General features: G+C 66.3%; 12 protein-coding genes and 1 pseudogene. 4 read left to right on the top strand and 9 right to left on the bottom strand.

What is annotated here, in order from left to right:
• Positions 1-7: 7 nt before the first annotated feature.
• From ACXAD2_RS00700 to ACXAD2_RS00685, 4 genes are read right to left on the bottom strand one after another with little or no spacing between them, the layout of a single operon-like run.
• Positions 8-832, bottom strand: coding sequence for an ABC transporter permease (locus ACXAD2_RS00700; protein ID WP_475165561.1), 825 nt, complete (start codon positions 830-832; stop codon positions 8-10).
• The gene (locus ACXAD2_RS00695; protein WP_475165557.1) at positions 825-1,772 is read right to left on the bottom strand and encodes an ABC transporter permease; all 948 of its coding nucleotides are present in this window, start codon (positions 1,770-1,772) and stop codon (positions 825-827) included. The genes ACXAD2_RS00700 and ACXAD2_RS00695 overlap by 8 nt, the downstream gene beginning before the upstream one ends.
• A gap of 57 nt (positions 1,773-1,829) precedes the next feature.
• Positions 1,830-3,386, bottom strand: a complete 1,557-nt coding sequence (locus ACXAD2_RS00690; RefSeq protein ID WP_475165555.1) for an ABC transporter substrate-binding protein — start codon at positions 3,384-3,386, stop codon at positions 1,830-1,832.
• A gap of 19 nt (positions 3,387-3,405) precedes the next feature.
• Positions 3,406-4,695, bottom strand: coding sequence for a M20 family metallopeptidase (locus tag ACXAD2_RS00685; protein ID WP_475165552.1), 1,290 nt, complete (start codon positions 4,693-4,695; stop codon positions 3,406-3,408).
• 160 nt (positions 4,696-4,855) lie between these two features.
• On the opposite strand from ACXAD2_RS00685, the gene ACXAD2_RS00680 reads away from it, so the two are divergent.
• Together ACXAD2_RS00680 and ACXAD2_RS00675 are read left to right on the top strand one after the other, a co-directional pair.
• Positions 4,856-5,566: a GntR family transcriptional regulator gene (locus ACXAD2_RS00680; RefSeq protein WP_475165550.1), complete on the top strand. Its 711-nt coding sequence runs from the start codon at positions 4,856-4,858 to the stop codon at positions 5,564-5,566.
• Positions 5,567-5,590: 24 nt separating this feature from the next.
• A pseudogene (locus ACXAD2_RS00675) lies at positions 5,591-6,230 on the top strand (IS5 family transposase); the annotation flags it as partial.
• A gap of 4 nt (positions 6,231-6,234) precedes the next feature.
• Here the strand turns inward: ACXAD2_RS00675 and ACXAD2_RS00670 are convergent.
• The 5 genes from ACXAD2_RS00670 to ACXAD2_RS00650 are packed head-to-tail and all read right to left on the bottom strand — an operon-like array spanning position 6,235 to position 10,185.
• Positions 6,235-6,822, bottom strand: a complete 588-nt coding sequence (locus ACXAD2_RS00670) for a peroxidase-related enzyme (RefSeq protein WP_475165546.1) — start codon at positions 6,820-6,822, stop codon at positions 6,235-6,237.
• Positions 6,819-7,310, bottom strand: a complete 492-nt coding sequence (locus tag ACXAD2_RS00665; protein ID WP_475165543.1) for an esterase — start codon at positions 7,308-7,310, stop codon at positions 6,819-6,821. The genes ACXAD2_RS00670 and ACXAD2_RS00665 overlap by 4 nt, the downstream gene beginning before the upstream one ends.
• A gap of 14 nt (positions 7,311-7,324) precedes the next feature.
• Complete coding sequence (locus ACXAD2_RS00660; protein ID WP_475165541.1) at positions 7,325-8,614, bottom strand: TRAP transporter large permease; 1,290 nt, start codon at positions 8,612-8,614, stop codon at positions 7,325-7,327.
• Positions 8,611-9,186, bottom strand: coding sequence for a TRAP transporter small permease (locus ACXAD2_RS00655; RefSeq protein ID WP_475165539.1), 576 nt, complete (start codon positions 9,184-9,186; stop codon positions 8,611-8,613). The genes ACXAD2_RS00660 and ACXAD2_RS00655 overlap by 4 nt, the downstream gene beginning before the upstream one ends.
• Positions 9,187-9,189: 3 nt before the next feature.
• Complete coding sequence (locus ACXAD2_RS00650) at positions 9,190-10,185, bottom strand: TRAP transporter substrate-binding protein (protein WP_475165536.1); 996 nt, start codon at positions 10,183-10,185, stop codon at positions 9,190-9,192.
• Between the two features lie 123 nt (positions 10,186-10,308).
• Between ACXAD2_RS00650 and ACXAD2_RS00645 the strand changes: the two genes are divergently transcribed.
• Complete coding sequence (locus tag ACXAD2_RS00645; RefSeq protein ID WP_475165534.1) at positions 10,309-11,295, top strand: LysR family transcriptional regulator; 987 nt, start codon at positions 10,309-10,311, stop codon at positions 11,293-11,295.
• Positions 11,296-11,297: 2 nt separating this feature from the next.
• Positions 11,298-12,728 carry an NAD(P)-binding domain-containing protein gene (locus ACXAD2_RS00640; protein ID WP_475165531.1) on the top strand — a complete coding sequence of 477 codons (1,431 nt, stop codon included), beginning with the start codon at positions 11,298-11,300 and terminating at the stop codon, positions 12,726-12,728.
• Positions 12,729-12,748 lie beyond the last annotated feature (20 nt).

The raw sequence follows: 12,748 nt of genomic DNA, 5'->3' as shown, positions 1-12,748 counted from the left end.
CCGGTCCTCAGGTGCGGGGGTTCAGGGCATCGCGCAGCCCGTCGCCCAGAAGGTTGAAGCCGATGGCGGTCAGGGCGATGGCGGCGCTCGGCCACAGCAGGATCCAATAGGACCGGTGCAGGTATTGCCGCGCCTCCGAAACCATCAGGCCCCAGTCGGTGGCCGGGGGCTGTGCGCCGAGGCCGAGGAACGACAGGGTTGCGAACAGCATCACCGCAAAGGACACCCGGATGGTCATCTCGACGACGATCGGCGCGATCACATTGGGCAGCATTTCACGCAGCACGATGTAGCTCGCCCGCTCGCCGCGCGCGATGGCCGCGCTGACGTAGTCCTGCTTGCGCACGGTCAGCGCCACGGAGCGGCTGATCCGTGCCATCGAGGGCATGAAGGCAATGGCGATGGCCAGCAGCGCGTTCACCGAGTTCGAGCCCAGCAGCGACACGACCATTAGCGCCATCAGCAGGGACGGGATCGCCATCACGGCATCGTTGGTGCGCATGATGAACTCATCCGCGCGCCCGCCCAGATAGGCCGAGCCGGTGCCGATGATCGCGCCGCCGAGCGTGCCGATCACCGTGGCGAGCACCGCCATCAGCACGGTCCAGCGCGCGCCGTCGAGAAGCCGGCTGAAGATGTCGCGGCCATATTGATCGGTGCCCAGCCAGTGCTCGGCAGAGGGGCCCTTGTAGCGGGCGAGGGCAGACATGTCCTCGGGTCCGTAGTGGGTGAGATAGCCGCCGAAAAGTGCCGCGATCAGGATCAGCCCGACGATGAGGCATCCCAGCGCTCCCTGCGGGCTCCGCAACAGGCGGCGCAGAAACTCAATCATACTGGATCCTCTTGTCGAGCCAGGCATATATGAGGTCGGCGGCGAAGTTCACGATGGAATAGGTGGCGGCCATGATCATCACGCCGGCCTGGATGACCGGCAGGTCACGGGCCTGGATTGCCGACATCAGCGAGCGGCCTATGCCCGGGATCGAGAAGATCTCTTCGACCACGATGATGCCGCCCAGAAGATAGCCGACATCCAGCGCCACGATGGTGATGGTCGGCAGAAGCGCGTTGCGCAGCCCGTGACGGAACAGCACCCGGCGCCGGGTCAGGCCCTTCAGGCGCGCGGCGCGGATGTAGTCGGTGTGCATGACGTCCACGAGCTCCGAGCGCACCATGCGCGAGACGTGGGCGATCATCATCACCGAGGCGACGCAGACCGGCAGCACCAGCCGTTGCAGGCCGCCCCAGAAGTCCTCGGACAGCGGCACGTAGCCGGCGGGCGGCAGGATGCCCCAGAGGTCGGCGACCAGCACGACGGCCAGCGTCGCGGTGACGAACTCGGGCAGCGAGACGCCGATATAGGACACGAAACCGACCGCAACGTCGGCGATCTTGCCGCGGCGCACGGCGGCGATGATCCCCATCGGGACCGCCAGCACCAGCATCAGCGCCAGCGCGAGCACGGCCAGCGTGAGCGAAGTCCCAAGCGCCGAGAACAGCGCGGGTCCGACCGGCTGGCCGGTGCGCAGCGAGGTGCCGAAGTCGCCCTGGATCACCGCGCCGGCCCAATGCAGGTACTGCATCCAGATCGGATCGTTGAGGCCCATCTGCTCCCGCAACGCGTTCAGCGCTTCCTGCGTGGCATTCTCTCCCAGCATCATGACGGCGGCATCCGCGGGCAGGATCTGGGTGATGCCGAACACGAGGATCGAGACGACGAACAGCGTGTAGAAGATCAAGGCGATGCGCTTGAGGATATAGCTCTCTGACACGGAACTTCCCTGTGCTTTGGCCTGCTCCGCGTGGGAGCAGGCCGGTCAGTTAATGGTTCAGCCCCGGGTCGGCGCCGAGGCTTCGAGCCAGGCGTGATCGAGACGGAACACCGAGGCGCGCGGGTGGATGTCGTAGCCCTGCATCCAGCTGCGCTTGGCGCCGAGCACGTCGAAGAACGCCGGGATGATCGAGGGCACTTCCTCGTTCATCAGCGCCTGCGCCTGGGTATAGAGCTTGGTGCGGGCGGCGGGCTCGATGGTGGCACGGGCGTTGGCGACGAGCTCGTCGAAGGCCGTGTTGTTCCACCGCGTCTCGTTCCAGGCGGCGTCCGAGGTGAACAGCAGCTTGAGGATGCCGTCAGGCGTCGGCTGCATGTTGTAGAAGCCGACGTAGAAGGCGCCCTTGGTCCAAACCTGATCCAGGTAGGTGGCATGCGGCATCGTCGTGACGTTGATGGTGATGCCCGCTTCCTTGGCCATCTCGCGCAGGGCGACGGCCAGTTGCACGCGGATCGCCGGGCGGTCCGAGGCGATCAGCTCGGCCTCGAAACCATCGGGGAAGCCGGCCTCGGCGAGCAGCGCGCGCGCCTCCTCGAGGTTCTGTTCGCGCTGCGGCAGGGCCTCGAAGAAGGGATAGGATTCGTTCAACGGGGTGTCGTTGCCCTTGACGCCGAAGCCCTCGGTCATGAAGTCGACCATGGCCGCGCGGTCCACGGTCAGAGCCAGCGCGCGGCGCACGCGCGGGTCGTCGAAGGGCGCGATGTCGGTGCCGAAGTTCACGTTGCAGAACTGGCCCGACGGCGACCGCAGCACATCCACGCCGTCCTGGCCTTCGAGGCGAAGGAAATCGTTCGGGGCGAGCGTCGCGATCATGTCGATGTCGCCGGCCATCAGCGACGAGACCTGCGCGCCGAGGTCGGGGAAGACATGCATCTCGATGCGATCGAGATAGGGGCGCTCGGGGTCGTAGTAGTCCGGGTTCTTCTCGACGACGATGAGGCGATCGGGCTCGTAGGAGACCAGCTTGAACGGGCCGGTGCCATTGGCTTCGCTGCGCAGGCTGTCGAAGGAGCCCTCGATCACCGACGCCGGGATGATGCGGGCGTTGTTGTAGGCCAGCGCCACAGGAAGGTCGGCATAGGGCGAGGTCAGCGTGAAGCGCACGGTCACCTCGTCCACCGCCTCGACCGAGGCGATCGGGCCGACGTTGTTGCGCCCCGGCGAGGCGAAATCGGGGTTGAGGATCGCTTCGAACGAGGCGACGACGTCCGCCGCGGTGCAGGCCGAGCCGTCGTGGAAGGTGACGTCCGGGCGCAGCACGAAGGTCCAGACCGTCAGGTCGTCGTTGACGTCCCAGTCAAGGGCGAGATCGGACTCGGCCTGCATGTCGCGGCCAAGGCGGGTCAGGCCCGAATACATCAGCTCCGCCGCCATGTATTCCGGGTTCACCCGGCTCAGCAGCGGGTGGATGACGCTCACCGCCTGGTCGATGGCGACGCGCAGCGTGCCGCCGGCCTCGGGCGCGGCCTGCGCCATGACGGATTGCGGAAGGATGCTGGCGATGGCGGCCAGCGATACGCTGCTCGACAGAAACGCACGTCGATTGAAGGGCATGGGGAACTCCTGTTGGGCTTTAGTTGTCTGGGTTGAGGTCTGGATTGAGATCGGGGGCGAAATCCGCGGCGAGATAGGCGAGGATCGTCTTGGCCAGCGCCGACAGGTCGGCACGGCTGGTGTGCTCCTGCGCGCCATGCGCGTTCGAGTCCGGTCGGATCAGGCCGCCGAGGTTGACTTCCTGCAACACCCCGGCGCGCTGGATGTAGCCGGAATCCGAGGCGCTGGCAGCGGCGAATTTGACAAAGTCGCCGGGGGCGTATCCGAAGCCCTGCTGCACCGCCCGGATCCAGCGCGGGGTGTGCGGCCCCTCGGGATCGGCGGTGGGGATCAGGTGGCCGATCAGGTCGATGTCCAGCGCCGCCCCGGCGGGGCAGGCGGCCCGGATCGCCGTCTCGATCTCGGCGCGGGCGGTCGCGAAATCCTCTTCGGGGGCGTAGCGCCGCGAGACCACGAAGACGAAGCGGTCCGGCACCTGCCCGCCGCAGGTGCCGCCCGCGGCGACGGTCACGGCGATCTGCCCGGCGAGCGGCGCGGCACCCGGCGGCACCGGCAGCTCCGAGGTGCGGGCAAGGACGGCGGGCCGCAGTTCCTGCACCGCCTGCATCATCGGCAGCGCGGCCTCGATGGCGTTGACGCCCTGTTTCGAGCGGTCGGCGGCATGGGCGGCGAAGCCGGTGACGGTGACCTGCAGGTTGAAGCTGCCGAAGCAACCGCCCCAGATCCGCGGCCCCGCCGAGCCGTTGAAGTTGAGCAGATGGCCGTCGATCATCCCCTGTTCGGCGAGGTAGCGGATGCCCGGGTAAAGCCCGCCCTCTTCGTCCGAACACAACAGCAGCTGCGGGCGGTAGGCCAGCGGCACCCCGGCCTTGTGCGCCGCGCGAAGCGCATGCACCGCGGCCGCGACGGCACCCTTCATATCCGCCGCTCCGAGGCCGTAGAGCCGGCCGTCGTTTTCGGTCAGCGCGAAGGGATCGGTCTGCCAGCCCGAGGCGGCGCAGACCGTATCGGTGTGGAAATACAGGCTGCACACCGGGCCGCTGCCGGGGATGTCGGCGATCAGGTTGACCCGCGCGCCATGAGCGGGCCCGCGTGGAACATGCCAGAGCTCTTGGGGTACCGTGACGCGCCGGGTGAGCATCGGCAGCTCGGCGAGCACATCCTCCATCAGCGCTGCGAAATCGGCATATCCCGCACCGGGCGGGAAGCTCGTGTCCGTTGCCACCATCCGGGCAAGGTCCGCGACGGCGAGGTCAAGCTCGGAGTCGATGAGCGACATCGCGGTGTCGAGTACGTCTGTCCCGGTCATGCGAAACCTTCGGTGTCTTGAGATAAACTATAAACTATATATAAATGATGTTCAGTCAGGCTTGACGTCAATGCTGAAACAGCGAAGGTCATGGATATGGCGTGCCTGCGCGCCCTGAGAGCGTTGGAGTGATCAAATTTCAGTCAATACACCCCCAGTTGTGCCTATTTATAGGGCAATATACGATCAGCTGACCAGAAGAATCGAAACCGGCGTCTGGCCGGCGGGAACGGTGTTGCCGTCAGAAACGGCGCTTGCACAGGAATTCCGCGTCTCAATCGGCACGATCCGGCGCGCTCTGGGGGAGCTCGCCGCCGGCGGTGCGGTGACGCGTCGGCGCAAGACCGGGACCGTGGTCACCGGCCGCACCCCGCGCCATTCGCTACGCATCGTCTACAACTACTTCCGGCTGCACTCCCGCGCCGGTGACCTGCAGAATTCGAGCGCCAAGGTGCTGCGGATGCGCCAGCGCCTGTCGACCGAGGCCGAGACCGAGCGGCTGGCGCTGGCCGAGCCGACGATGGTGCATGAGATTCACCGCCTCCGCCTGGTTGGCGGGCGTCCGGTCATGCACGAGACGGTGATCCTGCCGATGCACCTGGTGGCGGACTTTCCGACGCAGGCCGACGAGGTGCCGCAGCTGATGTACCTGACGCTCTGGCATGACTACGGGCTGAAGATTTCCGCCATCCGCGAGCAAATCGAGGCGGAGCTGGCGGATGCGACGGACATTGAACTGCTGGGGCTGGACTCCCCGGCCGCCGTTTTGGTCCTGCGCGAGGTCGCCTATGATGAGATGGCGCAGCCGATCCTGCTGAACGACCACCGCGCCTGCACGCGCGCCGACGTATATATTAACGAGATCCAGTAGCAGAGCGCATCCGCGCGAAGGCCCCGAGCCGAGGCGCCTCGGCGGGACCTACCTGGTGAGTTCGGCAGATGGTCAAGCGTCTACCGACAATTCCGACGTTGGACACTAGCGGGTCTCTGGGAGACCAGCATGGATGTCTTGAACGAGAGCGGAGCCGTGCCAAGCGCCCTGCAAATGATCGACAGCACCGTGATCCGCGCCCACCATCAGGCAGCCGGCGCTAAAGGGGGGCGCCACGACAGAGTTGCGGCTGTTCTCGAGATGGCTTTACGACAGAGTTCCACCTTCTCGTCAACGCACACGGGCTCCCCATGAGGACAGAGATCGTGCCTGGTCAGACCGGACTCGCGGCTTCGATCTGGTGATGGAGGACAATCTGCCCCTTCCGAGCGTGCTTCTCGCGGATCGCGGCTGCGATGCAGACAAGATCAGGAAGGGCATGGAGGCGCGCAACGTCCTGCCCGTGATACCGATGCGCAAGTCCCGCAAGAAGCGGATTGGTGTCGATCGCTCGCTGTATCGCTTGCGTAATCTGGTCGAACGCTGCTTCAGCAAGCTCAAGAACGCCAGGCGTGTCGCGACACGCTACGACATAACGGCGGAAAGCTTCCTCGGTTTCATTGACATCACTTCGATCCGCCTCTGGATCCGTCATTTGTCAACATTACCTAAGTTCCGGAATGGCCCAGCGGGTGCATCAGCCTATTGGCCCAGCCGAAGATCGCGATCGAGTGGATCAGATCGACGATCTCGAACGGCTCCATTCCGCTGGCCTTCAGGCGCTTGATATGTGCCGTGGTGGCGGTCGGCGGGGTCTGGGTCAGGCTCTCTGCCAGCGCAAGGATGGCCTGATCTCGCTCCGAGAGCGTCTCGGGCTGCGCGGTCCAGAGCGCCGCGATCAGCGCGGACGATCCGGAAAGCTTGTGGTGCTGGCGGGCGTGGACGTTGGCGCAATACTGGCAGCCGTTGACCAGCGAGGCGCCAAGCGCGCCAAGCTCGCGGTCGGCGCGGGGCAGGCCGCCCTCGGCATACATGATCGCGTTGAACAGCGTGGTTCGCGCGACGTAGCTTTCGGGATCATGCGCAAGCGTGCGCACATAGGGTGAGACCTTCTTGGCCGAGGGGGTCACCTTCATCGCCTCAAGCTGGGCGGGCGTCGCATCCTCCACCTCGACGGGCGGCATATGCGGCGACCATTTCAGCGCCTTGAGGCGGATGCGGGGCAGTGTGCGGGGGGCGCCGTTCGGCGTGGTCATGCGCAGACCTCCTCAAGAAGCGAAAGCCCGTGCGCGATGCGGATCTGAAAGCACACAAAGGCCAGAAGTTCCGACAAGGCGATCACCTGTGGCACGCTCAGGCCGACGTCCAGTAGCGCCTGCAGGTGCCCGGGGCCAGATTTTCCCGGGTCGGTGGCGATCATGTCCGCATGAACGGCCAGGGCGCGCTGCAGCGGGTCGGTGGGCGTCTCGCCGGTGGCCAGCGCTGCGAGCGCTGGGTCGTCGGGCAGGGCGTAGCCCGCCAGCAGCACGTCGTTGCCTGCGCTGAGCGCCACGCGCCGGGCGATGGCGGCGCGCAGCGGAGGTGCGAGGCCGAGGTCATCTTCCGGCGCGAGCACCGAGGTACGGCAAGCTTCGGCGCCGATCGCATACTCCGGGCGCTGCCCGCGCAGGGCGAAGACCTCGCCCGCGGGATTGAGCCCGGCTGCGCGGTCCATCGCGTCGGCGGTGCGGGGGGGTGGTGTCATGGCGAAGTCCTTGGTCATTGCGGCCCCATCACCAGATCCGGCAGCCAGAGCGTGATCTGCGGGAACCCCGCGATCAGGATCAGCACCAGCACCGGAGGGATCATCAGCGGCAGGATCGCCACGGCGAGGCGTTCAAAGCGCACGCCCGACACCGCCGACATCAGGTAGAGCCCGACGCCGAGCGGCGGCGTCGCGATGCCCAGCAGCAGTGCCAGCGTGATGATCATGCCGAACTGCACCCGGTCGATGCCAAACGCGTCGGCGGCGGGCAGCAGCAGCGGCAGCAGGATGATCTTGGCCGGCGAGGCTTCCATGAAGCAGCCGATCAGCACCAGCAGCACAATGGTGAAGGTCAGGAACACCCAGCGTTGGCTGATCGTCTCGAGGATGCCCGAGGCGAAGGCCTGCGGCACCTGCTCGAAGGCAAAGAGCCAGCCCATGATCTGCGAAAAGCCGATGATCAGCATGATCAGCGACGACAGCACCGCGCTTTCCACCAGCGCGTCCCACACCCCCTTGAACGACAGCGAGCGGTAGAACAGGCCGATCAGGATCGAGTAGCCGCAGGCGATCACCCCGGCCTCTGTGGCGGTGGCAAAGCCGAAGACGATGGCGCCAAGGATGATGCCCGGCGCGACGAGCGCTGGCAGACCCTCGACCGCGGCGCGGCGAACGTCGGAGCAACTGGCGCGCGGCTCGTGCGGCATCTCAACCCACTGCGCGACGGTGCGGATGTAGAGAATGAAGCTCAGCGCCACCAGAATGCCGGGCACCACGCCTGCGAGGAACAGCCGGGCGACGGATTCATTGGCCAGCCACGCATAGACGATGAGGCTGATCGAGGGCGGCACGATCGGGCCAACGAGCGAGGTTGCGACGGTCAGCGCGGCGGCGAACTCGGGCTTGTAGCCCCGCGCGCGCATCGCTTTCACCTCAAGCTGTCCGAGACCGGCAATGTCGGCGGTGGCGGCACCGGACACCCCGGCGAAGAGCAGCGAGGCGATGACGTTGACATAGGCCAGACCGGCACGGAAGTGGCCGACGAGGGCGAGGCAGAAATTGAAGATCCGATCGGTCAGCCCAATGGCGTTCATCAGGTTGCCGGCGAGGATGAAGAAGGGGATGGCCAGCAGCGCGGGCTTGGCGGCGCCGTCGAGGATCTGCTGCGGCACGACCATCGACATGTCGCCGAAGCCAGCCCAGTAGAGCCCGGCGATGGAGCCGGCGCCGATCGCCATGGTGACCGGCACGCCGAGCAGCATCAGCAGGATGAACCCGCCGATCACGATGAATCCGAGGGTCATTCAACGGCTCCTTGTTCCACCGGGTCGGTCTGCTTGGGAAAGGCGGCGCGGGCCCCGGTGGCGATCGAGAAGAAATCGAGCACGAAATGCGCCAGTACCAGCCCTGCAGAGACGAAGAGCGGCATCGAGCGCACGTAGATCGGCAGGTCGATGCCATCCATCTTGGCGCTCTGCATCGACAGCAGCGCCGGTGCGCCGCGCAAGATGGCCAGCATGACCGCCGCGCCCACCGCGCAGGCAAACAGCGCGGCGATGCGCTTCGGCAGCGACGGCAGCCGGGTGACGAAGATGTCCACCACCACGTCACGGCGCTGGCGGACGTAAACGAAGAGGCCCAGAAGCAGCATCCACACGAACAGCAGCAGCGTCCAGCTGAAGATCCAGCCGTAGGCGACGCCGAAGGCGGATCGCGAAATGACGTTGAACAGGTTGAGCCCGACCATCACGGCAAGGCAGAGCGTCGCCAGCACCTTGAAAAGCTGCGCGATCCCGTCGAGAGCGGCGTTCAGCCCGGCGACCGGCCCGCGAGGGCCGGTGCCGGGTGTGGAGGAGGTGTCCCGGGCAGGCGTCATGGATTACTCGCCGCGCGCCGCTTCGACCGCGTCGAGCAGGCCATCGGGCAGCTCGCCGGCACTGTCGAGATCCGCGTAGAACGCCTGCATCTTCTCGACCAGCGGACCGTTGTCGAAGTCGAAGTTCACGCTGACGCCGTCCTGTGCCTCGAGGTCGGCCTGCAGCGAGGCGGCCTGCTCGGCCAGAAGCTCGCGGCCATAGGCGGCGGCCTCTTCGTGGGCGCGGGTCATCGCGTCCTGCTGCTCGGCGCTGAGAGCTTCCCAGGCGTTCTGGTTCATCATCCAAGACACCGCCTGCGGATATTCGTCGGTGCGGATGATGTTCGGCGCGACTTCGTAGAAGCGCATCGACTCGATCAACTCGGCGGGCGAGGTCACCGCATCGACGATGCCACGGTTCACGCCGTCATAGACTTCGCCCCACGGCAGTACGCGCACTTCGGCGCCAAGGTGGGTCCAGGCGTCGATGATCAGGTCGTTCTGGTACTGGCGCAGCTTCAGGCCTTCGATGTCCGCGGCGGTTTCGACCGGCTCGTTGGACAGCAGCGTGCGGAACGAGCCGCGCGGCATGTCGGGGATGCTGCCGAGGATGGTGATGTTCGCCTCTTCCTCGACGGTGCCGAGCCACGACTGGAACAGCTCGCCGTTGATGAAGTTGGCCCAGTGGTCGTAATCGTCGAACAGGAACGGGGCGACGGCGAAGTTGATGCCCTCTTCCCAGCGCGACATGAACGAGATCGCCGAGGGGGCCAGTTGGATGACGCCTTGGCTCAGCTGTTCGACCACCGAGTCCATCGATCCGATCTGTTCGTTGGGGTAGATGCGCACCTCGATGTCGCCGTCGGTGTACTCCTCCACCAGATCCGCGAAACGCTGATAGGTCTGCCCCTCGAAGCTGTCGGGGGTCATCATCGAGCTGAGGCGCCAGGTTTCGGCGTGCAGCGGCAGGGCGGCGGTGGCGAGGACCGCAGTGCCGGCGAGGCGGGCAAGGAAGGACATGGGTGATCTCCTGTTGTGCAGTTCGAGCGGTGCGCAGGCGGGGCGCCGCGCTTCGGAGCGATTATTCCAGACGCGCATTCTAGGCTTGTCAGTATGCACATTTTGGATAATGATGAGGCCATCATGTCAAGAGAGAATGATAGGATTTTCGACGTCCGGGCGCTTGAAGCCTTCGAAGCCGCCATGTCCTGCGGCTCGATGACCGGTGCCGCGCGCAAGCTTGGGGTCGGGCAGCCGGCGGTGACCCGGCTGGTCCGCGATCTGGAGGCCGAGGTCGGCTTTCAATTGTTTCACCGCAATGGCCCGCGCATTTCTCCGACCGATCGCGGGCTGCGATTCCATGAAGAAGTGCAACGGGTTATCGCGGGTCTGCGGCAGGTTCGCGGGCGTGCCGAGGCGATCCGAGAAGAGCGGTTGCCGTCGCTTGATATCGCTGCAACGCCGACCATGGCGGGCGGGCTCATCGGGCCGTCGCTGCAGGCTTTGGGGGATGAACTGCCCGATCACATGGACCTGCAGACGATGAGCGCCGAGCATGTCGTCCGCGCGGTGCGCAGCCGCACCTCGGATTTCGGCGTGGCAGCCTATCCACTGGATCACATGGGGCTCGAACGGCATGTGATCTGCGAATCCCGTCTGGTGGCCGTGGTCTCTGAGTTTGCGCCCGAAGCGGACCTGAACAGCGCCGCGCCCCTGCCGCTCTCGCGGCTCGATGGCGCCCGGCTGATCACCGTGGGCAATGCCTACCGCATCCGCCATTCCATTGATCTCGCGCTCGAGGCCGAGCGGGTGCGCCCGGCGCAGACGCTCTCGACCAACTCGTCGCTCAACGCGATGATGGCCGCGCGCTCCGGGCTTGGCATTGCGCTGGTCGACCCGGTGACCGCCTTCGGAATCCCTGTACGCGGCGTGACCGTGCTGCCGATCTCGACCGATATTCCCTATTTCTGGGGCCTCTTCAGTGCCGCCGACCGTGCCTTCGCGCCGTCGCAGATGCGCTTTGTCGAGGCCTTCCGCACCGCCTGCCAAGGCATCATTCCCGATTGCACCTTCCAAGACCCGCAGGACCCGGACCTGCTGAAACGGGTCGGAAACCTGATGAGGACGTGACCATGACCGCACCCATTGGCCTTCCCGCCCTGCAAGCCGAACTGGCCCGGCAACGCAGCCTGCTGAACCTGCCGCCGAAGGCCTGGATGCCGCTGACCACGGGCCCCGCCGGGGAAGAGGTGCTCGACGTGGCGATCATCGGCGCGGGGCTCTGCGGTCTCGCCGCGAATGCCGCGCTGGCGATGGAAGGGGTGTTCAAGGTCCGTCTCTTCGATCGTGCGCCGAAGGACCGCGAGGGGCCGTGGATCACTTATGCCCGGATGGAGACGCTGCGCACCGTCAAGGAGGCCGCCGGTCCCGCCCTCGGCATTCCGGCGCTGACTTTCCGCGCGTGGTTCGAGGCGCAATGGGGCACCGAGGCCTGGGACAAGATGGACCTCGCCCCGCGCGAGATGTGGATGGACTACATGATCTGGTACCGCGAGATGACCGGTGCCGATGTGGTCAACGATTGCGACGTGTCCGCGATCGCGCCCGAAGGTACGCTGTTACGGCTGACCACCGCGCAAGGCGAGGTGCTGGCCCGCCGAGTCGTGCTCGCCACCGGGCTCGACGCGCTTGGTGCACCGCGTCTGCCTGCGGCGGCGCGCGGCCTGCCGCGTGGCAAGGTCTATCACTCGGCGGATGAGTTCGACCTCTCGGAGCTGGCGGGCAAGCGGGTGATCGTGGTGGGGGCGGGCGCCTCGGCCATGGACAACGCCGCCACCGCGCTGGAAGCGGGCTGCGCCCGCATGGACTTGCTGGTGCGCCGCGCCGCGATCCCGGTCATCGACAAGTTCACCGGCACCGGCTCGCGCGGGATGACCGCCGGCTACGTCGGCCTGCCTGATGAGGCAAAGTGGGATCTGATGGACGAAGGCGACCGCTTCCCGGTGCCGCCGCCGAAACACTCGGTCGAGCGCGTTGCGCGCCATGCCCACGCCCATCTGCACCTCGGAGCCGCCGTCGAGAAGGTCGAAGAAACCGCGGGCGGCATCCGCGTGACCACGCCCAAGGGTGTGATCGAGGCCGATGTGGCGATCTTTGCCACCGGCTTCGGCGTGGCGCTGGATGAGCGCCCCGAACTTTCGGCCTTTGCTCCGCACATCCGCACATGGGGCGATGTGGTCGGCGCAGACCGGGCGGCGCAGAACCCGGTTCTTGCCGCGCATCCGCACCTTGGAGACGATTTCAGCTTCGAGGAGAAAATCCCCGGTGCCTGCCCGGCGTTGGCGCGGCTGACCTGCTTTGCCTATGCCGCTGTGCCGAGCCACGGCAAGGTGACATCGGGCATCCCCTCGGCCAGCGAAGGCGCGCGGCGTCTGGCGTCTGGTCTGGTACGCTCGCTCTTCGCCGAAGACGCCGACCGGCACCTCGAGCGCTTCCGCGCCTTCGACACGCCCGACATGACCGGCGAGGAATGGCTGCCCTCCGACATGGCCGTCACCGCCTGACGCCATTCCGCCGCGCTCTC

The sequence above is a fragment of the Salipiger sp. ABN3_019 genome (genome assembly GCF_056158605.1).
This window is presented reverse-complemented; position numbering and strand designations above follow the sequence as displayed.

What these genes read in the sequence shown, in the direction of transcription:
- ACXAD2_RS00665 (WP_475165543.1), bottom strand. Translation starts at nt 7,310, where the DNA reads ATGACACCACCCCCCCGCACCGCCGACGCGATGGACCGCGCAGCCGGG.
- ACXAD2_RS00690 (WP_475165555.1), bottom strand. Translation starts at nt 3,386, where the DNA reads ATGCCCTTCAATCGACGTGCGTTTCTGTCGAGCAGCGTATCGCTGGCC.
- ACXAD2_RS00650 (WP_475165536.1), bottom strand. Translation starts at nt 10,185, where the DNA reads ATGTCCTTCCTTGCCCGCCTCGCCGGCACTGCGGTCCTCGCCACCGCC.
- ACXAD2_RS00670 (WP_475165546.1), bottom strand. Translation starts at nt 6,822, where the DNA reads ATGACCACGCCGAACGGCGCCCCCCGCACACTGCCCCGCATCCGCCTC.
- ACXAD2_RS00655 (WP_475165539.1), bottom strand. Translation starts at nt 9,186, where the DNA reads ATGACGCCTGCCCGGGACACCTCCTCCACACCCGGCACCGGCCCTCGC.
- ACXAD2_RS00700 (WP_475165561.1), bottom strand. Translation starts at nt 832, where the DNA reads ATGATTGAGTTTCTGCGCCGCCTGTTGCGGAGCCCGCAGGGAGCGCTG.
- ACXAD2_RS00640 (WP_475165531.1), top strand. Translation starts at nt 11,298, where the DNA reads ATGACCGCACCCATTGGCCTTCCCGCCCTGCAAGCCGAACTGGCCCGG.
- ACXAD2_RS00645 (WP_475165534.1), top strand. Translation starts at nt 10,309, where the DNA reads ATGTCAAGAGAGAATGATAGGATTTTCGACGTCCGGGCGCTTGAAGCC.
- ACXAD2_RS00685 (WP_475165552.1), bottom strand. Translation starts at nt 4,695, where the DNA reads ATGACCGGGACAGACGTACTCGACACCGCGATGTCGCTCATCGACTCC.
- ACXAD2_RS00660 (WP_475165541.1), bottom strand. Translation starts at nt 8,614, where the DNA reads ATGACCCTCGGATTCATCGTGATCGGCGGGTTCATCCTGCTGATGCTG.